The organism is Castellaniella sp. WN (assembly GCF_054457555.1).
In genome coordinates, this window is the sequence record NZ_JBTKZC010000001.1 from 669514 (window position 1) to 690740 (window position 21227).

Annotated in this window: 24 protein-coding genes; 9 read left to right on the forward strand and 15 right to left on the reverse strand. The window is 67.7% G+C overall.

Annotated features, from left to right (window positions below):
* Position 1: 1 nt before the first annotated feature.
* Genes tmk through ACTPOE_RS03070 form a run of 4 tightly spaced genes read left to right on the forward strand, consistent with a single transcriptional unit; the run spans position 2 to position 3369 of the window.
* Positions 2-658, forward strand: a complete 657-nt coding sequence (gene tmk, locus ACTPOE_RS03055) for a dTMP kinase (RefSeq protein ID WP_458870729.1) — start codon at positions 2-4, stop codon at positions 656-658.
* Positions 655-1668 (forward strand): DNA polymerase III subunit delta', encoded by a 1014-nt coding sequence (gene holB, locus ACTPOE_RS03060; protein WP_458870730.1) that lies wholly within the window; start codon positions 655-657, stop codon positions 1666-1668. Before tmk ends, holB begins: the two co-directional genes overlap by 4 nt.
* An 11-nt stretch (positions 1669-1679) precedes the next feature.
* Positions 1680-2462 carry a TatD family hydrolase gene (locus ACTPOE_RS03065; RefSeq protein WP_458870732.1) on the forward strand — a complete coding sequence of 261 codons (783 nt, stop codon included), beginning with the start codon at positions 1680-1682 and terminating at the stop codon, positions 2460-2462.
* Between the two features lie 58 nt (positions 2463-2520).
* Entirely contained in the window at positions 2521-3369 is an 849-nt protein-coding gene (locus tag ACTPOE_RS03070) for an ankyrin repeat domain-containing protein (protein ID WP_458870733.1), read from the forward strand.
* Between the two features lie 18 nt (positions 3370-3387).
* On the opposite strand, the gene ACTPOE_RS03075 is transcribed toward ACTPOE_RS03070, so the two are convergent.
* From ACTPOE_RS03075 to ACTPOE_RS03095, 5 genes are all read right to left on the reverse strand, one after another.
* Positions 3388-4461 carry a sulfate/molybdate ABC transporter ATP-binding protein gene (locus tag ACTPOE_RS03075; protein WP_458870734.1) on the reverse strand — a complete coding sequence of 358 codons (1074 nt, stop codon included), beginning with the start codon at positions 4459-4461 and terminating at the stop codon, positions 3388-3390.
* Positions 4458-5345, reverse strand: a complete 888-nt coding sequence (cysW, locus tag ACTPOE_RS03080) for a sulfate ABC transporter permease subunit CysW (RefSeq protein ID WP_458870735.1) — start codon at positions 5343-5345, stop codon at positions 4458-4460. Before cysW ends, ACTPOE_RS03075 begins: the two co-directional genes overlap by 4 nt.
* 18 nt (positions 5346-5363) lie before the next feature.
* A complete protein-coding gene (gene cysT, locus ACTPOE_RS03085; RefSeq protein WP_458870736.1) occupies positions 5364-6218 on the reverse strand; it encodes a sulfate ABC transporter permease subunit CysT in 855 nt (284 codons plus the stop codon).
* 4 nt (positions 6219-6222) lie between these two features.
* Positions 6223-7224: a sulfate ABC transporter substrate-binding protein gene (locus ACTPOE_RS03090; protein ID WP_458870737.1), complete on the reverse strand. Its 1002-nt coding sequence runs from the start codon at positions 7222-7224 to the stop codon at positions 6223-6225.
* Positions 7225-7402: 178 nt separating this feature from the next.
* A complete protein-coding gene (locus tag ACTPOE_RS03095) occupies positions 7403-8236 on the reverse strand; it encodes an RsiV family protein (RefSeq protein WP_458870738.1) in 834 nt (277 codons plus the stop codon).
* A gap of 107 nt (positions 8237-8343) precedes the next feature.
* Here ACTPOE_RS03095 and arsC point away from each other — a divergent pair, with 107 nt between their 5' ends.
* Both arsC and ACTPOE_RS03105 read left to right on the forward strand, forming a co-directional pair.
* Positions 8344-8688: an arsenate reductase (glutaredoxin) gene (arsC, locus tag ACTPOE_RS03100; RefSeq protein WP_458870739.1), complete on the forward strand. Its 345-nt coding sequence runs from the start codon at positions 8344-8346 to the stop codon at positions 8686-8688.
* A gap of 20 nt (positions 8689-8708) precedes the next feature.
* Positions 8709-9539: a bestrophin-like domain gene (locus tag ACTPOE_RS03105; protein WP_458870740.1), complete on the forward strand. Its 831-nt coding sequence runs from the start codon at positions 8709-8711 to the stop codon at positions 9537-9539.
* 77 nt (positions 9540-9616) lie between these two features.
* Here ACTPOE_RS03105 and ACTPOE_RS03110 read toward each other — a convergent pair whose 3' ends face one another.
* Both ACTPOE_RS03110 and ACTPOE_RS03115 read right to left on the reverse strand, forming a co-directional pair.
* The gene (locus ACTPOE_RS03110; protein ID WP_458870741.1) at positions 9617-10876 is read right to left on the reverse strand and encodes an NAD(P)/FAD-dependent oxidoreductase; all 1260 of its coding nucleotides are present in this window, start codon (positions 10874-10876) and stop codon (positions 9617-9619) included.
* Between the two features lie 358 nt (positions 10877-11234).
* Positions 11235-13091, reverse strand: coding sequence for a methyl-accepting chemotaxis protein (locus tag ACTPOE_RS03115; protein ID WP_458870742.1), 1857 nt, complete (start codon positions 13089-13091; stop codon positions 11235-11237).
* Between the two features lie 191 nt (positions 13092-13282).
* Between ACTPOE_RS03115 and ACTPOE_RS03120 the strand changes: the two genes are divergently transcribed.
* Together ACTPOE_RS03120 and ACTPOE_RS03125 are read left to right on the forward strand one after the other, a co-directional pair.
* Positions 13283-13579: an acylphosphatase gene (locus ACTPOE_RS03120; protein ID WP_458870743.1), complete on the forward strand. Its 297-nt coding sequence runs from the start codon at positions 13283-13285 to the stop codon at positions 13577-13579.
* A gap of 101 nt (positions 13580-13680) precedes the next feature.
* Positions 13681-14109, forward strand: a complete 429-nt coding sequence (locus ACTPOE_RS03125; RefSeq protein WP_458870744.1) for a DUF411 domain-containing protein — start codon at positions 13681-13683, stop codon at positions 14107-14109.
* 21 nt (positions 14110-14130) lie between these two features.
* Here ACTPOE_RS03125 and ACTPOE_RS03130 read toward each other — a convergent pair whose 3' ends face one another.
* Both ACTPOE_RS03130 and ACTPOE_RS03135 read right to left on the reverse strand, forming a co-directional pair.
* Positions 14131-15372, reverse strand: coding sequence for an OmpA family protein (locus tag ACTPOE_RS03130; protein ID WP_458870746.1), 1242 nt, complete (start codon positions 15370-15372; stop codon positions 14131-14133).
* Positions 15369-16184, reverse strand: coding sequence for a motility protein A (locus ACTPOE_RS03135; RefSeq protein WP_458870747.1), 816 nt, complete (start codon positions 16182-16184; stop codon positions 15369-15371). The genes ACTPOE_RS03130 and ACTPOE_RS03135 overlap by 4 nt, the downstream gene beginning before the upstream one ends.
* Before the next feature lie 227 nt (positions 16185-16411).
* Here ACTPOE_RS03135 and ACTPOE_RS03140 point away from each other — a divergent pair, with 227 nt between their 5' ends.
* A complete protein-coding gene (locus tag ACTPOE_RS03140; protein WP_458870748.1) occupies positions 16412-16618 on the forward strand; it encodes a hypothetical protein in 207 nt (68 codons plus the stop codon).
* Between the two features lie 31 nt (positions 16619-16649).
* Here ACTPOE_RS03140 and ACTPOE_RS03145 read toward each other — a convergent pair whose 3' ends face one another.
* Genes ACTPOE_RS03145 through ACTPOE_RS03170 form a run of 6 tightly spaced genes read right to left on the reverse strand, consistent with a single transcriptional unit; the run spans position 16650 to position 21216 of the window.
* Positions 16650-17279 (reverse strand): HutD/Ves family protein, encoded by a 630-nt coding sequence (locus ACTPOE_RS03145; protein ID WP_458870749.1) that lies wholly within the window; start codon positions 17277-17279, stop codon positions 16650-16652.
* A gap of 24 nt (positions 17280-17303) precedes the next feature.
* Positions 17304-18239 (reverse strand): formimidoylglutamase, encoded by a 936-nt coding sequence (hutG, locus tag ACTPOE_RS03150; protein ID WP_458870750.1) that lies wholly within the window; start codon positions 18237-18239, stop codon positions 17304-17306.
* A complete protein-coding gene (locus tag ACTPOE_RS03155) occupies positions 18236-19021 on the reverse strand; it encodes an amino acid ABC transporter ATP-binding protein (protein ID WP_458870752.1) in 786 nt (261 codons plus the stop codon). The genes hutG and ACTPOE_RS03155 overlap by 4 nt, the downstream gene beginning before the upstream one ends.
* Positions 19018-19686 (reverse strand): amino acid ABC transporter permease, encoded by a 669-nt coding sequence (locus ACTPOE_RS03160; RefSeq protein ID WP_458870753.1) that lies wholly within the window; start codon positions 19684-19686, stop codon positions 19018-19020. The genes ACTPOE_RS03155 and ACTPOE_RS03160 overlap by 4 nt, the downstream gene beginning before the upstream one ends.
* Positions 19683-20426, reverse strand: a complete 744-nt coding sequence (locus tag ACTPOE_RS03165; protein WP_458870754.1) for a transporter substrate-binding domain-containing protein — start codon at positions 20424-20426, stop codon at positions 19683-19685. Before ACTPOE_RS03165 ends, ACTPOE_RS03160 begins: the two co-directional genes overlap by 4 nt.
* 31 nt (positions 20427-20457) lie before the next feature.
* The gene (locus ACTPOE_RS03170) at positions 20458-21216 is read right to left on the reverse strand and encodes an IclR family transcriptional regulator (RefSeq protein ID WP_458870755.1); all 759 of its coding nucleotides are present in this window, start codon (positions 21214-21216) and stop codon (positions 20458-20460) included.
* Positions 21217-21227: the final 11 nt, after the last annotated feature.

Sequence of the window (21227 nt, forward strand, 5' to 3'; positions counted from 1 at the left end):
AATGACCCGGAGCGCCTGCTTCATCACGCTCGAAGGCCTGGACGGGGCCGGCAAGAGCACACATATTCCCTGGATCGAGGATCGGCTGCGCCGGGCCGGCGTGGATCTGCTGTCCACCCGTGAACCCGGCGGCACGCCCCTGGGAGAGGTTCTGCGCGAACTGCTGCTGCACCGCCCGATGGACCTGCGCACTGAAACCCTGCTGATGTTCGCCGCCCGCAACGAGCACTGGCGCACGCGCATCCTGCCGGCGCTGGAGCGCGGCCAGTGGGTGCTGTGCGACCGCTATACCGATGCCTCCTTCGCCTACCAGGGTGGCGGCCGCGCCCTGGGCGCGGAACCGGTCCGCATCCTGGAGGACTGGGTGCAGCAGGGCAGGGGGCCTGATTGCACCCTGCTGTTCGACGTGCCCCTGGAAACTGCCCGCGAACGTCTGTCACGGGGCCGCGAGCACACCGACCGCTTCGAGCGTGAAGACGCGGCATTCTTCGAGCGCACCCGCCAGGCCTATCAGGCCCGGGCGGCGGCCGATCCGGGCCGCTTCCGGGTGATCGACGCCCGCAGGGGGGTCGCGGACATCCGCGCCGAACTGGACGGGATACTGGACGGGCTGTTGCGCGCGCGTGGCTACGCGCCCATGCGCCCGGACCCGGCATGACGGACTTCCTGCCCTGGCAGCAGGCGCCGGCGCACCGCTGGCTGGCCTCGCGGGAACGCTTCGCCCACGCCTGGCTGATCCATGGCCAGCCAGGCTGCGGCCAAATGGAGTTCGCCCTGGCGGGCGCCGCCAGCCTGCTGTGCGAATCGCCCCGGGACGGCCTGGCCTGCGGCGGATGCCAGGCCTGCCGATGGGTGCGGGCCGGCAACCACCCGGACCTGCGTCGCATCCGGCCCGACGCCCAGGCTGTGCGCGAAGGCGCGATGGACGTCGCCGAAGACGCCAAGAAACAGCCCTCGCGCGAGATCCGCATCGAGCAGATCCGCAGCCTGCTGCCTTGGTTCAACACGGCCACCCACAGGGGAGGCTGGCGCGTCGCCCTGTTGTATCCGGCCGAATCCCTGAACACCATCGCGGCCAGCGCCCTGCTGAAGATCCTGGAGGAACCGCCCGAGCACACCGTGTTCCTGCTGTCGGCCCAGGCGCCCGACCGTCTGCTGCCGACGCTGGTGTCGCGCTGCCGGCGCCTGCCTCTGGCAGCGCCGCCCGCCGCCGAGTCTCTGGCTTGGCTGGGGGAGCAAGGCGTGGAGGACGCCTCCGCCCGGCTGGCCGCCGCCGGCGGCGCGCCGTTGCTGGCGCTGGAGCAGGCGCGGGAAGGGCGGCCAGTGACGCCCGGTTGGCTGGAGTTGTTCCTGGACCAGGCGAGAGGCGAGGGTGACGGCGCCGCGTTGGCCGATGCGCTGCTGGCCGGCGAGCCGGCCGACTGGGTGGATGGTTTCCAGCGCCTGTGGCTGGACCTGAGCCTGGCCGCGCACGGCCTGCCGCCGCGCTATCATCCCGGACAGGCGACGCGGATCGCCGACATCGCCCGGAGTCTGGACCCGGCGGTCCTGGCCCGCGCGGCCGACTGGCTTCGGGCACAGCGACGCCTGGCGCACCATCCCCTGAATCCCAAATTGCTGGCCGATCACGCCGCCCGCTACCTGCTGCAGTCGGTGCGGCCCCGATAGATTCCTTCGACATGTACATCGATTCCCATTGCCACCTGAATTTCCCCGATCTGCGAGCCCGGCTGCCGGACGTGCTGGAGCGCATGCGGACGGCCGGCGTGGGCCACGCCCTGGTGGTCAGCGTCAATCTGCGCGACTGGCCCGGCCTGATGGGGCTGGTGGAACAATATCCCTTCCTGCGGGCCTCGGTGGGCGTGCACCCCGACAACGATCCCGAGGACGACGACGGCATCGAGCCGACCCTGGACGATTTGGTCAGCCGCGCCGCCCATCCCCGAGTCGTCGCCATCGGAGAGACCGGGCTCGACTACTACCGCCAGGGCGAGCCGCTGGAATGGCAGCGCGAACGTTTCCGCACCCACATCCACGCGGCGCACGAGACCGGGCTGCCGCTGATCATCCATACCCGCGCCGCCGCCGAGGACACCCTGCGCCTGATGCGCGAGGAACGCGCTCCGGGCGGGGTCATGCACTGCTTCACCGAATCCTGGGAAGTCGCGCAGGGCGCCCTGGACCTGGGGTTCTATATTTCCCTGTCCGGCATCGTGACCTTCAAGAACGCCGCCCAGATCCAGGATGTCGCCCGCAAGGTGCCTCTGGACCGGCTGCTGATCGAGACCGATTCCCCCTATCTGGCGCCGGTGCCGTACCGGGGAAAGATGAACGATCCGTCCCGGGTGATCCACGTCGCCGAAAAAATCGCCGAACTGCGCGGCGTGCCCGTCGCCGAGATCGAGCGGGCAAGCACCGATAACTACTGGCGGCTGTTCGACAAGGCCGCCGTGTCCGCCTGAGCCCCGGCCCGCCATCCGGGCCGACTGTCTTCATTCCCGCCGACGGAGGTCTTCCGCCATGTCCCTGCCCACTTTCATTCGACCCGGCGCCCGGCGCGGCCGGCTGGCCGGCCTGGCGCTGATCCTGGCCCTGGGCGCGGGCGCGCCGACCGCGGTCCTCGCCCAGCAGGCGCCGACGGCCGACTGGTGGTCGGCCATCCGCCGCGACGACGTGTCCGCCGTGCAGGGCATGCTGCTGCGCTACACCGACCCGAACGCGCCCAACACCCTGGGGAATCCCGCGCTGACCCAGGCGGCGCGGGACCAGTCCTGGAAAGTGTTCGACACCCTGCGCACGGCGCCCGACGTGCGGATCGACGAGCCCAACGCCCGGGACGAGACGGCGCTGATGTATCTGTGCATCCTCGGCCAGACCGACCGGGCTCGGGCGCTGATCGCCGCGGGCGCCCAGGTCAACCGCCTGGGGTGGACGCCGTTGCACTATGCCGCGTCCAAGGCCCAGGCGGACACGGCCCGCATGCTGATCGAGCAGGGCGCCATCGTCAACGCGCCCGGCCCGGACGGCACCACGCCGCTGATGATGGCGGCCCTGTCCGGCAAGCCGGACATCGTCCGTCTGCTGCTGTCGAAGGGTGCCGACCCGACCATGTTCAACGCCGCCCACGAGACGGCGGCGGACTGGGCGCGCAAGCGCAATCACCAGTCCCTGGCCGCCGGCCTGGACGAGGCCGCCGCCCGCAGGGCGCGGGGCCGCCAGGGCGGCCCCGCAAGCGCGCCCCCGGCAGCCGCGCCGGCCCAGGCGCCGCAGGCGACCGCGCCGGCGGCCAAATCAGGCGAGGAAGACGGATCCTCGTTCTCGCGTTATTTCGACCTTGGCCGCTTCGAGGACACGCCGCAGGGAAAATAGCCTAGTGTCCTGTTCACACTAGTTCAGGAACACCCGCGCCTGGCGGGGCCGGGCGATGAAGCGCCGGTGGCCCTGCGCCCGGATCCGGTCGAACTCCAGGCTGGGCATGACCACCTCAATGATTTCCCGGGTGTCCTCGCGCCGCAGCTCCAGTTGCGCCAGCGGCCCGAAGGCGTGCGCCCGCTGCAGGTTCACCAGCAGGCCCTGGTCGGCGGATGCCTGTCCCGCCGCCGGCAGCGGCTCGATCTGGATGTCGTGCGGCCGGACGTAGGCGGTCCCCGGCGCGTCGGCCGTCCCTTCAAGGCCCGGCATGTCCAGCGCCGCGCCGCCAGTGTGCAGCCGCCCGTCGCGCACCCGGCCGTGGAACAGGTTCACGTGCCCCAGGAAGCCGTACACGAAGGCCGTCTCCGGCTTGTCGTACACCGCCTGCGGCGCGCCTTGCTGCTCGACCCGGCCCTTGTTCATGATGACGACCTCGTCGGCGACTTCCAGGGCTTCCTCCTGATCGTGCGTGACGAACAGGCTGGTCATGTGCAGTTCGTCGTGCAGGCGGCGCAGCCAGCGCCGCAATTCCTTGCGGACCTTGGCGTCCAGCGCGCCGAAAGGCTCGTCGAGCAGCAGCACGCGCGGCTCCACCGCCAGGGCGCGGGCCAGAGCGATGCGCTGGCGCTGTCCGCCGGACAGGGCCGCTGGCCGGCGGTCGGCCAGCCAGTCCAGTTGCACCAGTTCCAGCAGCCCCATGACCTTTTCGCGGATCCGGCGCTCGTCAGGCCGCTGCGCGCGCGGCTTGACGCGCAGGCCGAAGGCGACGTTCTCGAACACCGTCATGTGCTTGAAGAGCGCATAGTGCTGGAACACGAAGCCGACCTGCCGCTGGCGCACGTGCGTATGAGATGCGTCCCGGCCTTCCAGCAGGACCTGGCCTCCGTCGGGATGCTCCAGACCGGCGATGACGCGCAACAGCGTGGTCTTGCCGCAACCCGACGGCCCCAGCAGCGCGGTCAGCCGGCCAGCCGGAAAGGCCAGGGATACGTTGTCCAGCGCCGTGAACGCGCCGAACTGCTTGTGAATGTGGCGGACTTCGATGCTCATGGGGATTGCTCCGATGCGATTCGGGCGGCCTGGACGCGCAGGCGCCATTCCGCCAGGGATTTCAGGGCCAGCGTCAGCAAGGCCAGCAGCGCCAGCAGCGACGCCACCGAAAAGGCGGCCGCGAAGTTGTATTCGTTGTAGAGGATTTCCACGTGCAGGGGCAGGGTGTTGGTCAGACCGCGGATGTGGCCCGACACCACCGATACCGCGCCGAACTCTCCCATGGCGCGCGCGTTGCACAGGATCACGCCGTAGAACAGTCCCCAGCGGATATTGGGCAGCGTGACGTGCCAGAAGACGCGCCAGCCCGAGGCGCCCAGCACGATGGCGGCTTCCTCCTCCTCGCAGCCCTGGGACTGCATCAGCGGGATCAGCTCGCGCGCGACGAAGGGGACGGTGACGAAGACCGTGGCCAGCACGATGCCCGGCACGGCGAACAGGATCTGGATATCGTGCGCCTGCAGCCAGGGGCCGAACCAGCCCTGGGCGCCGAACATCAGCACGTAGATCAGGCCCGCGATCACGGGGGATACGGAAAAGGGCAGGTCGATCAGGGTGATGAGCAGGTTCTTGCCCCGGAACTGGAAGCGGGTGACGGCCCAGGCGGCGCAGACCCCGAACACCAGGTTCAGCGGCACGGCGATCCCGGCCGCGATCAGCGTCAGGCGGATGGCCGCCCGCGCGTCGGGCTCGGTGATCGCGGCCAAGCAGGCTTCCCAGCCCTTGCCCAGGGCCTCGTGGAAGACCGCCGCCAGGGGAATGAAGAGGAACAGGAACAGGAAGGCGAACGCCGTCCCCATCAGCGCCCACTGGACGAGCCGGCCTTCGGCGGCCGGCCGCGCTGTGGCGGGCAGGGGCGGGGAGTCGAGAACGATGGAGGTCATGGGTTCGGAAAACTCGTGTCAGGTCTGGCCGGTCGAACGCCGCCGGACCCAGGCCTGCAGCAGGTTGATGGCCAGCAGCAGCAGAAAGGAAATCCCCAGCATCACCACGGCGATCGCCGTGGCGCCCGCGTAGTCGTATTGCTCCAGCTTGGTGACGATCAGCAGGGGCGCGATTTCCGAGACCATCGGCATGTTGCCGGCGATGAAAATCACCGAGCCGTATTCGCCCGCCGCGCGGGCGAAGGCCAGGGCGAAGCCGGTCAGCAGGGCGGGCAGGATGGCGGGAAAGACCACGCGGATGAAGACCTGCGCGCGCGAAGCGCCCAGGCAGCTGGCGGCTTCCTCGTATTCGGGGGCCATGTCTTCCAGCACCGGCTGGACGGTGCGCACCACGAAGGGCAGGCCGATGAAGACCAGCGCCACCACCACACCCAGCGGCTTGAAGGCCACCTGAATGCCCAGCGGCGCGAGCAGTCCGCCCAACCAGCCGTTGGGTGCGTACAGCGCGGTCAGGGTGATCCCGGCCACGGCCGTCGGCAGGGCGAAGGGCAGGTCCACCAGGGCGTCGATCAGCCGCTTGCCGGGAAAATCGTAGCGCGCCAGGACCCAGGCCACGATGCCGCCGAACACCGCGTTCACGGCCGCCGCCAGCAGCGCCGCGCCAAAGCTCAGGCGGTACGAGGCCAGCACCCGGGGCGCGGTGACCGTCTTCCAGAAGGCATCCCAGCTCAGGGACGAGGCCGTCAGAAAGGCGGCCGACAGGGGCAGCAGGACCACCAGGCACAGATAGGTCAGCGTCAGGCCCAGCGTCAGGTTGCGGCCCGGCAGGACCCAGTGCGCGGCGGGAGCGCGCGCTGCGAACGTCGTCGACATGGCCTTATTGCGCGTTCGGCTGGTAGATCTGGTCGAACACGCCGCCGTCCGCGAAGTGCGTCTTCTGTGCCTCGGTCCAGCCCGGCGCCACGTCGGTGATGGTGAACAGCGACAGATGGGGGAACTGTTTCGCGTGCCGGTCGGCGACCGCCTTCAGGGCGGGGCGGTAATGGTTCTTCGCCGCGATCTCCTGGCCGGCCTCGGAATACAGATAATCCAGGTAAGCCCGGGCCACGGCGCGGGTGCCGCGCGCGTCGACGACCTTGTCCACCACCGCCACCGGCGGTTCGGCCAGGATGCTGACCGAGGGGACGACGATGTCCACCTTGTCGGGTCCCAGTTCCTCGATGGCCAGAAAGGCCTCGTTTTCCCAGGCGAGCAGCACGTCGCCGATGCCGCGTTCGACGAAGGTCGTGGTCGAACCGCGTGCGCCCGAGTCCAGCACCGGCACCTGGCGGTAGAGCTTGCCGACGAATTCGCGCGCCTTGGCTTCGTTGCCACCTGGCTGGCGCAGCGCATAGCCCCAGGCCGCCAGATAGTTCCAGCGGGCGCCGCCGGAAGTCTTGGGATTGGGAGTGATGACCTGCACGCCCGGCTTGATCAGGTCGTTCCAGTCATGAATGCTCTTGGGGTTGCCCTTGCGCACCAGGAAGACGATGGTGGACGTGTAGGGCGAGCTGTTCAGCGGCAACTGCCGCTGCCAGTCCTTGCGGATCGAGCCGCGTTCGGCGATGGCGTCGATGTCCGGCGCCAGCGCCAGGGTGGCCACGTCGGCCTGCAGGCCATCGATCACCGAGCGTGCCTGCTTGCCCGAGCCGCCGTGCGACTGGCGGATCGTGACGTGGTCGCCGGTCTTGTCCTGCCAGTACTTGGCGAAGGCCGCGTTATAGGCTTGGTACAGTTCCCGCGTGGGGTCGTAGGACGCGTTCAGCAGCGTGACGTCGGCGGCGTGCGCGGCGGCGGCCAGGATGGCGGCGGCCAGGGGCAGCAGGAAACGGAATCGCATGGAAAGGAGCCTCGTGATGCGGGAGATCGAGGCATCAGGTTAAAGAGTTCCCTTCCCGGACAGAACGAATCGTTTTGTCCAACGATATGAACGCCGCGCATTATGCGGCCCTGCTATATGCGTATGCGGCCCTGGCGGCAGGGTATCCACGCCGCCAGGGCCTTGTCCCTGCCGCGCCTCAAGGCCGCGGCGGCAGGAATTGCGGGCGCAGGATGCCTCGCAGCCGGTCATAGGGGATCAGCAATTCAGGCTGTCCCCAGGCATAGGGCGCGATCTCGTAGGGCTGGTACTTGACCAGCACGCCCAGGTCGGTCAGCCCCGCGTTGTCGCTGGGAGTGAAGGGCCACATGCGATCGAAATTATCCCGATTGTCGATGGCGTCGGCGTGCTGGTCCAGCCAGCGGGCGTGCTCGGCGCGCAGCGCCGCGTCGAAGGCCGGACGCTCGCCCGGCGCCAGCAGATTGTCGATCGTCAGAGCCTTTTCCGACGCATTGTCCCAATTCAGCAGTTGTGACCCGGTCATGCCGTGGGCCATGCCAGTCCGGTACTGGCCCGCGTCCAGCTCGACCACGGTCAGGCGCTCGTTGCGATAGCGTGTCCGCGCCGTCAGCCGGACCTCGTCGCGGACTCCGGCGGTCTTCCAGTAATAGGCCTCGAAGCCGTCCAGGGTATCGTAGGGCGCGGCGCTCTGCGTATCGACCCAGGTCATGGCCGCCAAGGCGTGGTCGACCAGTTCCGTCAGGCGAGGATGCCCCGGAAAGGCCAGGGACTCGACCGTCAGCGTCGGGCATTCACCCTGGCAGCCCGGCCGCTTGTGCGACCATTTCACCGGCTGCGTGAACAGGCCGTCCTGGCTGGTCTGCTGGTCGAGTTGGGCGGGAACCAGACTGAGATTGTCCCTGGGACCGCTGGCGCAGCCGGCCAGCGCCAGAATCAGGGCCATCGTCACGGCCGGCAGGGCGGTGCGCAGGGGGAACGACGGGCGGGGTTCGGACGGCGAGGGTATCGGCATGGGCATCATGGGCTGGGTAATGCACGGTGTTCGGGGCCGCAGGCGGGAAGAGGGATTCCGGATGGCCGGGATCGTGGATAATGAGGGCTTTCCACCCGGGAGGCCGCATGATCAGAATCTACCACAACCCGCGCTGCAGCACGTCGCGCAAGGCACTGGAAGCGCTCCAGGCCACGGGGGATCCCGTCGAGGTGGTCGAATATCTGCGTGCCCTGCCTCCGCGCGACGAACTGCGCGAGCTGATCCGGTCGGCGGGCCTGACGGTGCGCGACGCCCTGCGCGCCAAGGAACCGGCCTACGAGTCCCTGGGCCTGACGGACCCCGCGCTGACGGACGAACAGCTGCTCGACGCCATCGAGCGGCACCCTGTCCTGCTGAACCGGCCCTTCGTCGTCACGGACAAGGGGACGCGCCTGTGCCGGCCTTTCGAAACGATCCAGGAAATCCTCTGACCCATTCCTGGCGTCCGCTCATGACTCCGGCGGACCGATGCCCGCCGACACCCAGCGAGGGCTTCGCCGTGTTCGACTTCATGTATGACCTGCCCGAATGGGCCATGTTCGCTGTCTGCGTGCTGTTGGTGGGCTTCCTCTCGACCGCCGCCCTGATCTTGATGAGCGCCCTGCGCCGCCTGTGGTCGCCCGGCGCGCACGGCCCCAACATGGTCAACACCATGCTCTCGGGCATCCTGCTGCCCACGGGCATCGTGATCGCCTTCGTGGCATCCGACATCTGGCAGCAGGATGCCAAGGGCCGGACCGCCGTGGAACAAGAGGCCATCGCCGTGGCCGATACGCTGCGCGTCGCCAAATTCCTGCCTGCCGACTTGCGCGAGCAGGTCACGGGCGTGCTCGACGACTACATTCGCGAGGTCATCGAGGTCGAATGGCCCCTGATGGGCGATGGCCGGTCGAGCCAGATCGCCGAGGACCAGCTGGAAACCCTGATGGTCACCTCGGTGCGGATCGAGGCCGGGACCGACCGGCTCGGACTGCAGCGCGCCGCCGAGGCGCTGCGACGCTACACGACGGACATAGAGAGCGCCCGCAACCAGCGCCTGCTGGTCTCGCACAGCCGGGTGATGCCGACGAAGTGGGCCGCGGTGCTGGTGCTGCTGTTCGTCGCCGCCTGCGTGCTGAGTGAACTGCACATGAGCCATCGCCGGCTGCTGGCCCTGTCCCTGGCGCTGTTTTCGCTGGGCTTCGGCGCCACCCTTTATCTGATCGCCTCGTTCGACCGGCCCTTCACGGGCACCACCATCATCGAGCCGACCTCCCTGTCCGTTCTGCTGGTCCGAGGGTAGGATGGGTGTCCGGCCCGCGAATGGATGGAGCCCCGGAACGCCGCATGCGGCGTTCCGGGGCTCGTCGCGGGAATGCGTCAGGGCTGGACCGAGGGCACGCCGGCCGGGAAGCTGCGCATGCGGTGCGTCACCGGCAAGCCGCGCCCCTTGAGCAGGACGTTCCAGTAGAACCAGGGCATGAAGCTGCGTTTGAGCCACCAGTAGAAGCGGCGCGGAACACGCGGATCGAACGGGAAGCTTGGCGTGATCGTGCCGCCGTAGGTGAATTCGGCCAGCAGCACCTTGCCGCGCGACGTCGTCAACGGGCAGGCGGCGTAGCCGTCGTAGCTTTCGATGTTGCCGGCGCCGCGCAGGGCGCTCAGCAGATTGAGCGTCAGCACGGGGGCCTGACTCTTGATGGCGGCGGCCGTCTTGCTGTTGGGCGTCGAAGTGCAGTCGCCCAGGCCGAACACGCTGGGATAGCGTGTGTGGCGCAATGTGTTCTTGTCCACTTCCAGCCAGCCGTTTGCGTCGGCCAACGGGCTGTTGCGGATGAAATCGGGAGCGCCCTGCGGCGGCACGACGTGCAGCAGGTCGTAGGCGACCTCCTCGCGCACCTTTTCACCATCCACCACCGATTCGAAGACGGCAATCCTTTCCTCGCCACGCACCTGGACCAGATTCTGGCCAAAGCGCGGCTGGGCACCGTAGGACGCCATGACCTTGTCCAGCGCCTGGGCGTAGAAGGGCACGCCGAAGACCGACGCGCCAGCCGTGCGGAACTGCAGACTGTCGGCCTTGACGCCCCGGCGGCGGAAATGGTCGGCTGCCAGGTACAGGGCCTTCTGCGGGGCGCCCGGGCATTTCACCGCGCCGGCGGGCTGGGTAAAGATCGCGGTGCCGCCCTGGAACTGGCGCACCAGCTCCCAGGTGTAGGGTGCGAGGTCGTAACGATAGTTGCTGGTCACGCCGTTCTTCCCCAGGGCGTCGGCCAGGCCGTCGATGGCGTTCCAGTCGATCTGGATACCGGCGGCCACCACCAGGTAGTCGTAGGCCATGCGGCTGCCGTCACCCAGTTCCACCTGGCGCTCATCGGGCAGCAGGGAGGTCACGCGTTGCGCGATATGGCGCACGCCGTCGGGCAGGCAGTCGTGCAGGGGACGGCGGGTATCCTCGGCCTTGTAGGCGCCGCCGCCCACCAGGGTCCAGGCGGGCTGATAATCATGATGACCGGACGGGTCGATGACGGCGATGTCCAGACCGGGCTCGTGGCGCCGGAGCTGGGCGGCGACGGTGGTCCCGCCGGTGCCGGCGCCGACGATCACCACGGTGTGTTTGCGGACGGATGCGTTGCTCATGGGGGCCTCGAATGGGTCGGATGGAGCCTGGGGCGAAGGGCCCGGCGGCAAAAATGGCCCCCACGCCGCGCCTTCGGCTTGCTGCCCCCCGAGGGGGCGCTTTTTGCCTTGAGGCGGCCCGGCGGCACGATGCGATCATTCTAGGAGCCGGACTCCCGAGGGAGAACGACCGATGGGCTATGTCTTTATGACCGTTCCAATGGGAAAGCTCCCGGACCGCGCCTTCGACTTGCCGCGCCCCGAAGCGGCGCTTTTTTTCCTGAGGCGGCCGGGCGGCAAAAAAACCGGATGCCTCGAAGAGGCTTCCGGCCGGAGGCGGGATCCGGCGGGCGGAACGGGGGCCTCTCCCGCCGGACCTTCAGGCGCGCGGGGCGGACAGGGCGGCCAGGCCGGACTCGGGGCCGTCATCCAGTTTGAAGCCGGCCACCGCCTGCGCCAGGATCCGCGCCTGGTCGCGCAGGCTGTCGGCGGCGGCGGCCGATTCCTGGACCAGCGCGGCGTTCTGCTGTGTCATGCCGTCGAGCTGCTGCACGGCGATCTCGATCTGGCTGATGCCCAGGCTCTGTTCGCTGGTGGCGACCTTGATCTCGCTGATGATGTCCGTCACGCGCTGGACCTCGGACACGATCTTGTCCATGGCGGTACCCGCCTGGCGGACCTGCTCGCCGCCATGCGCCACCTGTGACACATTGGTGTCGATCAAGGCCTTGATCTCGCGGGCCGACTGAGCGCTGCGCTGGGCGAGCGAGCGGACCTCGGAGGCTACCACGGCGAATCCGGCGCCGTGCTCTCCGGCGCGGGCGGCCTCGACCGCGGCGTTCAGGGCCAGGATGTTGGTCTGGAAGGCGATGCTGTCGATCACACCAATGATATCGGTGATGCGGGCCGCGTTTTCGTTCATACCCTGCATGGTCTCGACCACGCGGTGCATCAGTTCGCCGCCTTCCCGGGCGGCGGCGCGGGCGCTGTCGGCCAGCTGCACCGCGGCATTGCCGGAATCGGCAGTCTGCTTGACGGTGCTGGACAGTTCTTCCATGGAGCTGGAGGTTTCCTGCAGGCTGGCGGCCGCGCCTTCGGTGCGGCGGGCCAGGTCGGTGTTGCCGGCGGCGATCTCGTCCGATGCCAGGTGCACGGAATCCGTGGTCTGGCGGATGCTGCGCAGGGTGCCGGCGATCTTGTCGACGAACTGGTTGAACGAGGCCCCGACCTGGGCCAGTTCGTCGTGACCCGTCTGATCAAGCCGCTGGGTCAGGTCGCCTTCCCCTGAGGCGATGTTCTGCAGCGCATCCTTCAGCTTGCCCAGACGACGCAGCAGGGCGCGGGTCAGGAGGGCCAGGGCCAAAGCCGCCAGTGCGATCATGACGATGCCGGTCAGGATGGCCTGCAAGCGCATCTGGCGCACCCCCGCGAGGATGTCGCCCTGGTCCAGGGCGATTGCCAGCGTCCAGTCTGTACCCTGGATGCGGTGCGCGGTAAGCCAGTACCGGCCGTCGGCGCTTTCGGCGTCCGCCAGCTCTCCGGGCTGATCCGCCAGGCGCCGCAGCCGGGGAATGTCATAGCCGGCGAAGACCTGGGTGGCCGGTTTCAGGGACAAGTGCGCGTCCGGGTGGGCGATGATCTTGCCGTCGCCTGCGACCAGATAGGCGAAGCTGTGCTCGGTGGGGCGCAGTGCGCGTGTGCTGGCGACGATGTCGTCCAGGCCGATATCGGCCGCGATGACCGCCCGGGTCTTGCCATTTTCCAGCACGGGGACCGAGACGCTGAGCACCAGACCGTTGGAGGCCGCGTCCAGGTAGGGTTCGGTCAGGACGGGCTGGCCGGCCTGCGCCGCCAGGATATACCAGGGCCGGGCCGTCGGGTCGTAGTCGTCCGGCAGCGTGAGCGCCTCGCCGAACTTCATCTTCTTGTCGGCGGAACCGATGTAGGTGGCCTTGAAGCGTCCCGAGCGCTGTGCTTGCAGCAGGAACGGCTCGGGCGCGTCCGTCAGCGCCACCGGCCGGACCGAGGTCAGGATCGAGACTTTGTCCCGCGCCCAGCTTTCGATTTCCCGTGCATTGCTGTTGATCAGGGTTTCCGTTTGCGCCGAGACGAGATCCCTGACGGCGTTTTGGGCGGAATACAGGTTGGCGGCGGCGAGCAGGCCCATGGCCACGGCGACGGTAACCGCGGAGGCCAGGACCAGCTTGGCCCGGATGGATAAGGAACGAATGCCCATGTGATCGAAGTCCAGGTGAGGGACCGGCGCCGGGGTACGGCGGGCCGGGCGGATGGATGCGAAAGGCCGGGAGTCCTTTCCGGAAACACCCTTCCGGGACCTGTTTACGGTCCGTTTCGGTTACAGTTTAATGATCAAGCAATCCCTTGCGCCTTCGCTGACCCCCCGATTGCTTTCCCGCTCACGATCGTATGAAATCCCTGCCTGAACACCACGACCTCGAAACCTTGTCCGTCCTCGTCGAGGGCCGCGTGCAAGGTGTAGGCTTTCGCGCCGCCACCGTCCGCCAGGCGCACCAGCTCAGGCTCGGCGGCTGGGTGCGCAATCTGCCCGACGGCCGGGTGGAAGCCCTGATCCAGGGCGAACGCGCCGCCGTCGACCGCATGCTGTCCTGGCTGCTCCAGGGGCCGCCCGCCGCCCGGGTGACCGGCGTATCGCACACGGAAGCCCCGACGGAGCGCCATTACGAGCGGTTCGAACAGATCTGATCCCGCATGATTGGACAAAAGACTGAACCAAATAGGCTTTTCGCGCTCCAATCCATGGCCCGTCGGCTCCGGCTGGCCCGACCCATCTTCTTGAGGTACGCATGACACGATTCTCCACCCTCGGCCTGCTGGCCATCGCCCTGGGAGCGTCCCTGTCCGCCCACGCCCGGGCGGGTGAGGCCATCACCGTCTACCAGGACCCGAACTGCGGCTGCTGCCATGGCTGGGCCGAGCACATGCGCGCCGAAGGTTTCGACGTGCGCGAGGCGCCCTCGTCCGACATGGCGGCCGTCAAGGCCCGGCTGGGCGTGCCGATGGAGCTGGCGTCCTGCCACACGGCGCGGCTGGAATCGAGCGGCCAGGTCGTCGAGGGCCACGTGCCGGCCTCGGCCGTGCGCAAGCTGCTGGCCTCGAAGAATACGCGCGGCGCGGCGGCGCCCGGCATGCCCCTGAATGCCCCTGGCATGGGACCGATGGACGGCAATCTGGTCACGCTCGACTTCAACGGCAAGCCGTTCTCGCGCGACTGAGGACACCAGGGCGCGCGGGCATTACCCGGCGGGCCTGGCTTCGACCTGGTCCAGGTCCCCGTGCGGTTTTTCCACTACCAGTTCGACCCGGCGGTTGCGCGCGCGGCCGTCCGGAGAGCGGTTGTCGGCGATCGGCCGGGCATCGGCGTAGCCCACCGCCTTCAGGTGTCCCTTGGCAATGCCGTTGGCCTGCAGGTAGCGCACCACGCTGCCGGCCCGGGCGCCGGACAGTTCCCAATTGGACGGATAACGGGCATTGCTGCGCACCGGCACGGAATCCGTATGGCCCTCGACCGTGATGTCGTAACCGGCGTCGGACAGCACCTTGGCCATGCGCCGCAGCACTGACAGGCCTTCCCGGCTGAGATCCGCCTGGCCCGTACCGAACAGGATCTCGCTGTTGATACGGAAACTGATGGAGCGCCGGTTGACGATCACTTCGACATCGTGGCCCAGCTCGCCCAGCGGCAGGGACGCCGCCAGGACGGCTCCTTCGGACGGCTCGTCCGTGGCGGAAGCCGGCGCGGCGGCGGAGGCCGCCCGATCATCGTTCGCAGGAGCGGGCACGGGGGAGGGCGGGGCATCCCCGGTTTCGGACCTGGGCTCGGCCGTCGCGGCGGGAGCCGGCACCGGCGATGCCATGGACACCGGTTCGGTGGCAATAGCCGATTCCGCGGCGGACGGCGAGGCCGGGCCTGCCTCCTGCGGGGACGGTGCCGGAGCCACGGCCGGGGAGGCGACGGATTCCGCCAGCGGCGCGGCTGCTTCGTCCCACATGGGCGCCGCGACGGCCGTCACCGGGACCGGAGGCGTTTCGGGCTCGAAGTCGGGGAAGGTTCCGAACAACGGCGAGTGCTCGGGCTCGGCCGGGGGCGAAGCGTTGAACGCGCGCGCGGCATCCTCCGCGGAATAGGGGAATGCCTCGTCCGGCGCCGGAATCGGCGCCAGCGCCACGGCCGGCGGCGCATCCGGCCGGGTGGTGGAATCCGGCACGGCCATCCGCTTGCCGATGGACCCCGAAAACGCCAGCATCACGATCATGGCGACCAGCAGCAGGGTCATCATGTCCAGGTAGGTGATGAACCAGCCTTCTTCATGGAGGGATTCCGTCGTCGCCTGTTCCAGGCCCCAGCGATCGGACAGGCTCGAACGTTTGCGGTCGCGCCGCAGGGCCTGCCGGGCCTGATGCAGGTCGGCTTCCATCGTCCGCATGCGCTGGGCGATGGCCTGGGCCGGATTCAGTTCGGCGGGTCCGCGCCTCATGAGGGCTCCGGCTCCTTGTCCCTGGACACGGCGGCCGGCTCCAGATCGCGGATTTCATCGCGGATTTCCGCGATGAAGGCCTTCAGTGTTTCCCGCATCAGGGCCGGACTGCGCTTCTGGCTCATCATGGCGATGCCCTGCATCAGAGTGTGCATCAGGATCAGGCGCTGTTCGGTGCGGCGCTCCAGTTTGACCGCCACGGGCTTGAACACCAGATTGGCCAGCAGCACGCCATAGAAGGTCGTCATCAGGGCCAGGGCCATCTGCCGTCCGATGGCGGTGATGTCGCCATCGCCCAGCAGGAACAGCAGATTGACCAGGCCCACCAGGGTGCCCACCATGCCGAAGGCTGGCGCGAATCCCGCCATGACGCGGAACAGCTGGGCCTCGGCGTGTTCCTTGGCCTTCATGCGGGCGACGCGCCATTGCAGCAGATCCAGGATGTCCTGTTCGGGTACGTTGTCGATCACGAACTGCACACCATTGCGCAGAAAGGGGCTGGACACCCGTTCCAGGGCCTGCTCGACGGCATGGATGTCGCTCTGCATCCAGATGCGGGCAATCTCGACCAGGTCTTCCAGATCCTTGTCGACGTCCAGGCGCTCGTGATGCACGACGCTGCGGATCAGGCCGAAGATGCGCATGACCTCGCGCAGGGGATAGGCGATGAAGGTTGCCGCCGCCGTCCCGATCAGCACGATGCCCAGGCCCGGCCAGTCGACGAACAGTCCCGGATCCTCGGCCGACAGAAACAGGACGATGGCCAGCATCAGGATGCTGGCGACGATGCCGATCAGGGTGGACGGATTCATGCGCGGGGCCGTTGGACGAAAAACAGTGGCATCTTACCGTGATCCCTGGCCTTCAACCACACGGGCGCGTCCGGAACGCGGCGATACGTTGTCGACGGGCATAAACTGGAGTCGCCGGCCGTTTGACTCGTTCCGGGGCGTGGCTCCGGCCCCGGATTTCCGAAGCCCATGGCAGGCCGTTAATTCGCATAATGTATATTATGTAAAGTTAAATAAGGAGTGACGGCATGTCGTTCATCCTGAGCTGGGTCATCGTCGGAACCGTGGTCATGCTGGCCTACATCCTCTTCTTCGTCGATATCGACCATCGATGGGCCGACGGATTTATCGGCTATCCCCTGGTCTATCTGCTCACGATTTTCCTGTGGCCGATCACGGTGCTTTGCCTGCTCGGGTCACGGCTTGCCACGACCCGTCATGCATGGCGCCGGTAATTCGCCGGCGACGTCCGTTGAACTGGACGTCTCAGGCCATCTCGATCCGCGTGACGATCAGCCGGGCGTCCTCTGTCTTCGGCGTCATCCTCAGGACCGGACAGTCGCCCGCGGGCACGGAAAGATGCAGCGTGTCGCCGGCCTCCAGCGCACCGCGGCTCAGCCGGCCAGGCAAATCCATCTCGTAGGCTCCGTGCCAGCCGTGCCACAGCCAATGTCCGGGTGCGAGCCGCCGGGCGACCGCCCCCCTGAATGTCGTCACATGACCCTGCGCCTTCGTCCGCCTCAGCATCAGGTTGAAATCGCGCACGGGGCCGGCGGGCAGCTCGCAGCGGTAAGACTCCTCGCCGGCGAAACGGAAGCCCTGCCCGGCCGGCAGGACGACGGCTCGTCCCGTGTCCTCCTGGATCAGACGGATCGGGCCACCCCGGGTGACGAGCAGCACGCGATCGACGCCTTCCCAGCGCGAGAACGGCCCGGGCGCGGCGACATCGGCGGCGCTGACGCGCCACAGGAAATCGTCCAGGCCCGCCCCGGCGGGATGAACCGTGATTTCCCGCGTAATGCCACCGCCGTTTTTCCAGGGACTCTCGCGCAGTTCGGCGGCACGGATGAAATGCAGCCGGGTCGCCGCGGCCGATCCATCACGAGAGAATGACATGGCGGACGTGCTCCCCGTAATCTGTTACGGCCTGAGCAGATGCCAGGCCAGCCGGGCGGCGGTGCGGGCCGTGTGCTGATCGATGTCGTGGTCCGGGTTCATCTCCGCGATGTCGGCCAGGCGCAATTTGCCGCTGCGCTTGACCGCCAGCACGCAGGCCTCCACGACGCCCAGGGGCACGCCCAGGGCGGCGGGCGCCGATACGCCCGGCGCCACGCCGGCGGGCAGCACGTCCAGGTCGATCGTCAGGTACGCCAGGTCGGCCTCGGCCAGCAGGTCGTCGATCTGCCGCAGGCGCTCAGGCAGGTGGCGTTCCTGCATGTCCATGTCCTCGACGTGAAAGACGCCCAGCGCCCGGGCATGATCGTACAGCCCCCTCGTATTGCCCACGGGCGACACGCCAAGACACGCATAGCGGATCGGCAGGCCATGATCGCGGCCATATTCCAGGATCTGGTCGAAAGGGGTCCCCGATGAGCCGGGCCGGCTGGTGCGCAGGTCGAAATGCGCATCCAGATTGACGATCAGGATGCGCGGCGGCGCCCCACCCTCTTCTTCCAGATGGGCGGCCAGGCCCTGGAAGCTGGCCCAGGCGACCTCGTGCCCGCCGCCGAGCGTCACGGGCCGCGCGCCGGCGTCCAGCGCGGCGGCGACCTTGCGCGCCAGGGCCCGCTGAGCCTCCTCCAGCGCGTCGCCTTCGCAGGCCACGTCGCCCGCGTCCCAGAAGCGCTCCAGGTCGTGCGCGGGCAGATTCGCCAGCATGCGGCGGATCGCCCCGGGCCCCTTCGCGGCGCCCGGACGGCCATGATTGCGCCGCACGCCCGCGTCGCTGGCAAAGCCCAGCAGAACGGCGTCCCCCACCCCGTAGCCGGCCGTCTCGGCACGCACGATCTGGTGCAGCCTGCGGGTGTCCCCTCTTTCGGACGCGTCGTCGCGTCCCTTCCAGAGTGTGTCGCTCATGATGCGCTCGCCTCCATGGGACCCTTGCTGAGTACCGCCTGGAGGAACGAGCGGGTGCGCTCGTGCCTGGGCTGTTGAAAGATGACTTCCGGCCGGTCGGCCTCGATGATCCGGCCATAGTCCATGACGACCACGGTGTCCGCCATTTCCCGGGCGAAGCCCATTTCGTGGGTGACGACCATCATCGTCATGCCCTCCTTCGCCAGCAGCTTCATCACCTGCAGGACCTCGCCGACCAGTTCCGGATCCAGCGCCGACGTGGGCTCGTCGAACAGCATCACTTCCGGCTCCATGGCCAGCGCCCGGGCGATCGCCACCCGCTGCTTCTGTCCGCCCGACAGGCTGTTGGGCATGGCCCGCGCCTTGGATTCGAGCCCGACCTTGGTCAGCAGCGCCAGCCCTTTCTCATCGGCCTGGGCGACCGAGGCGCCGCGCAGGGTGCGCGGACCGATGGTGACGTTTTCCAGCACGGTCAGGTGCGGGAACAGATTGAAGGACTGAAACACCATGCCCACTCGGGTGCGCAAGTGGTTCAGCGCCTTTTCGGGCATCAGCGCGCCCGCGTCGAGCAGGCGCTCGCCGCAGATGTCGATGGTGCCCCGCTGGGCGATCTCCAGACCGTTGCAGCAGCGCAGCAAGGTACTCTTGCCCGAACCGCTGGGGCCGATGACGACCACGACCTGGGATCGATCGACCTCCAGGTCGACTCCTTTCAGGACCGCATTGTCACCATACGATTTGTGGAGATCGCTGATCCTGATCATGACGTCGGACGTACTCATTGCACCATGCCTCCAGCCTGCAGGCGCAGCTCGACGCGGCGCAGAATTTTCGATGTGGCGCTGGTGAGGATCCAGTAGATCAACGCGATCACGAGATAGACCTCCAGCGAGCGATAGGACACGCTGATGATCTTCTGGCCTTCGTGCATGACGTCGTGGATCGTGACCAGGGAAACCAGCGCCGAATTCTTGATCAGGGCAATGAATTCATTGCCCAGCGGCGGGATCATGCGCACGATCGCCTGCGGCAGGATGATCTTGAGCATGGCCTGGGTCGAGGACATCCCCAGGGACCGGGCCGCCTCCATCTGCCCCCTGTCCACGGACTGGATCGCGCCGCGCACGACCTCCGAGACGTAGGAGGCCGAATACATGCCCATGCCCAGCACCCCGCAGACGAAGGCTGGCAGCAGGATGCCGAACCGGGGCAGCCCGAAGAACCAGATGAAGAGCTGCACCAGCAGGGGCGTGCCGCGAAAGCAGGACAGATAGGCGCTGCATACCTTGTAGGCAACCCTGCGCTGCGGGTTCAAACGGCCGATGCCGATCAGCAGGCCCAGGCAGCAGGACAGCAGGAGCGCGCACACGGTGACCTCCACCGTCACCCAGGTGCCGCGCAGCAGGTCTTCCCAGCCGACGATCGCGGGCGTGAAGTCGAGATTCATTTCTTGCCCTCGAACCACTTGTCGACCAGGCGCTGGTACACGCCGTTGGCCTGGATGGTCTTGAGCGCCTGATTCAGCTCCTGGGTCAGCTCAGGCTCGTTCTTGCTCACGGCGATGCCGTATTCCTCCGTCGTGATCTGCTCGTCCAGCACCGTGAAGCCGGGATTCTGCTGCGCGAACAGCTTCGCGGCAGGCTTGCCAGTCACGGCGGCATCCGCTCGGCCGATGTCCACCAGGTTGAACATTTCCTGGTTTTTCTCCACCTCGACCCGCTGCACCTTGGGGTAATGCTGTTGCATGTAGTTCACGGACTTGGTGCCAACCTGAACCGTGACGCGCTTGCCATCCAGATCTTTCAGCGTCTTGATCGGACCATCGCTCTTGGTCAGCACCACGAGCCCGCCAGCATAGTACGAATCGGTGAAATCCACGGCCTGCTTGCGCGCGTCCGTGATGTAGATCGCCGACATGGCGGCGTCCGCCCGGCCGGACAGCACCGCGGGAATGAGACCCTTGAAGTCGATGTCGGTCCAGGCGATCTTCTTGCCCATCGCCTGGACCAGGGCCTCGGTCAGTTCGATGTCGAAGCCCGTCCGTTTGCCGTCCACGGTCATTTCCATGGGCGGGAACGTGGGGTCGGTGACCACGCGGATGGTGTCGGAAGCCGCCTGGCCGGCGACCGGTGCGCTGCCCAGTGCCAGGGCCAGCAGAGTGATTCGAAGGGTTTGGGGAAATTTCACGGGAGTCTCCTGGGTATGGGCGTGTTTCGGGTCAAAGGCTCTGCAGCCGCGATGAAATATGCGTCGCCCCGCGCACGGTCATCTCGATGAATCGTTCTTCCTGCCCCTGCGCCCTGAGCGAGGGCGCCATCATGGTGATGACGGCCACGGCGGCGTGGCTGTCATGCTGGAACAGAGGCGCGCTCGCCCCCCAGACGCCGGCATCGACCTCACCGTCGGACACGGCGTACCCCTGGATGCGGATCCACTCCAGTTGGCATTCCAGATCGGCCCGGGCCGCATCGTCCAGCAACTGGTCCCGCCGTAATTGATCCAGCACGGAACGCCGCTGCTCGACATGCATGAACGCCAGCAGCGCCTTGGCCGATGCGCCTTTGCACAGCGGCAGCATCCGCCCCTTGACGAAGGAGCAGCGCAGCGGATGCCGGCTTTCCACCATGTCGAGGCAGACGATCTGGTGCTTGACGGCCACGAGCAGCCCGACCGATTCTCCGCTGAGGCTCGACAGGGCTTCCATTTTGTCGTGCGATTCGAGCGTGAGGAACGACGACTGGTCGAATCCCCAGGCCAGGGGTACGCACATCGGTCCGGGCGAGAATTCATTGTCCCGCCCGATCACGAAGCCCCAGCGTCGAAGCAGGGACAACTGGCGGTAAAGGGTGCTTTGCGCCAGGCCCGTCAGACTCATCAATTCGGCGATCGTAGCGCCGCGCCCGAGCCGAGCCAGCGTCGCCAGGACGTGCAGGACCCGCTCGGCGCTGCCTCTGGCGACGGCGTGATCTTCTTGCATGCGGATGGGCC

What these genes read in the sequence shown, in the direction of transcription:
- tmk (WP_458870729.1), top strand. Translation starts at nt 2, where the DNA reads ATGACCCGGAGCGCCTGCTTCATCACGCTCGAAGGCCTGGACGGGGCC.
- holB (WP_458870730.1), top strand. Translation starts at nt 655, where the DNA reads ATGACGGACTTCCTGCCCTGGCAGCAGGCGCCGGCGCACCGCTGGCTG.
- ACTPOE_RS03065 (WP_458870732.1), top strand. Translation starts at nt 1,680, where the DNA reads ATGTACATCGATTCCCATTGCCACCTGAATTTCCCCGATCTGCGAGCC.
- ACTPOE_RS03070 (WP_458870733.1), top strand. Translation starts at nt 2,521, where the DNA reads ATGTCCCTGCCCACTTTCATTCGACCCGGCGCCCGGCGCGGCCGGCTG.
- ACTPOE_RS03075 (WP_458870734.1), bottom strand. Translation starts at nt 4,461, where the DNA reads ATGAGCATCGAAGTCCGCCACATTCACAAGCAGTTCGGCGCGTTCACG.
- cysW (WP_458870735.1), bottom strand. Translation starts at nt 5,345, where the DNA reads ATGACCTCCATCGTTCTCGACTCCCCGCCCCTGCCCGCCACAGCGCGG.
- cysT (WP_458870736.1), bottom strand. Translation starts at nt 6,218, where the DNA reads ATGTCGACGACGTTCGCAGCGCGCGCTCCCGCCGCGCACTGGGTCCTG.
- ACTPOE_RS03090 (WP_458870737.1), bottom strand. Translation starts at nt 7,224, where the DNA reads ATGCGATTCCGTTTCCTGCTGCCCCTGGCCGCCGCCATCCTGGCCGCC.
- ACTPOE_RS03095 (WP_458870738.1), bottom strand. Translation starts at nt 8,236, where the DNA reads ATGCCGATACCCTCGCCGTCCGAACCCCGCCCGTCGTTCCCCCTGCGC.
- arsC (WP_458870739.1), top strand. Translation starts at nt 8,344, where the DNA reads ATGATCAGAATCTACCACAACCCGCGCTGCAGCACGTCGCGCAAGGCA.
- ACTPOE_RS03105 (WP_458870740.1), top strand. Translation starts at nt 8,709, where the DNA reads ATGACTCCGGCGGACCGATGCCCGCCGACACCCAGCGAGGGCTTCGCC.
- ACTPOE_RS03110 (WP_458870741.1), bottom strand. Translation starts at nt 10,876, where the DNA reads ATGAGCAACGCATCCGTCCGCAAACACACCGTGGTGATCGTCGGCGCC.
- ACTPOE_RS03115 (WP_458870742.1), bottom strand. Translation starts at nt 13,091, where the DNA reads ATGGGCATTCGTTCCTTATCCATCCGGGCCAAGCTGGTCCTGGCCTCC.
- ACTPOE_RS03120 (WP_458870743.1), top strand. Translation starts at nt 13,283, where the DNA reads ATGAAATCCCTGCCTGAACACCACGACCTCGAAACCTTGTCCGTCCTC.
- ACTPOE_RS03125 (WP_458870744.1), top strand. Translation starts at nt 13,681, where the DNA reads ATGACACGATTCTCCACCCTCGGCCTGCTGGCCATCGCCCTGGGAGCG.
- ACTPOE_RS03130 (WP_458870746.1), bottom strand. Translation starts at nt 15,372, where the DNA reads ATGAGGCGCGGACCCGCCGAACTGAATCCGGCCCAGGCCATCGCCCAG.
- ACTPOE_RS03135 (WP_458870747.1), bottom strand. Translation starts at nt 16,184, where the DNA reads ATGAATCCGTCCACCCTGATCGGCATCGTCGCCAGCATCCTGATGCTG.
- ACTPOE_RS03140 (WP_458870748.1), top strand. Translation starts at nt 16,412, where the DNA reads ATGTCGTTCATCCTGAGCTGGGTCATCGTCGGAACCGTGGTCATGCTG.
- ACTPOE_RS03145 (WP_458870749.1), bottom strand. Translation starts at nt 17,279, where the DNA reads ATGTCATTCTCTCGTGATGGATCGGCCGCGGCGACCCGGCTGCATTTC.
- hutG (WP_458870750.1), bottom strand. Translation starts at nt 18,239, where the DNA reads ATGAGCGACACACTCTGGAAGGGACGCGACGACGCGTCCGAAAGAGGG.
- ACTPOE_RS03155 (WP_458870752.1), bottom strand. Translation starts at nt 19,021, where the DNA reads ATGAGTACGTCCGACGTCATGATCAGGATCAGCGATCTCCACAAATCG.
- ACTPOE_RS03160 (WP_458870753.1), bottom strand. Translation starts at nt 19,686, where the DNA reads ATGAATCTCGACTTCACGCCCGCGATCGTCGGCTGGGAAGACCTGCTG.
- ACTPOE_RS03170 (WP_458870755.1), bottom strand. Translation starts at nt 21,216, where the DNA reads ATGCAAGAAGATCACGCCGTCGCCAGAGGCAGCGCCGAGCGGGTCCTG.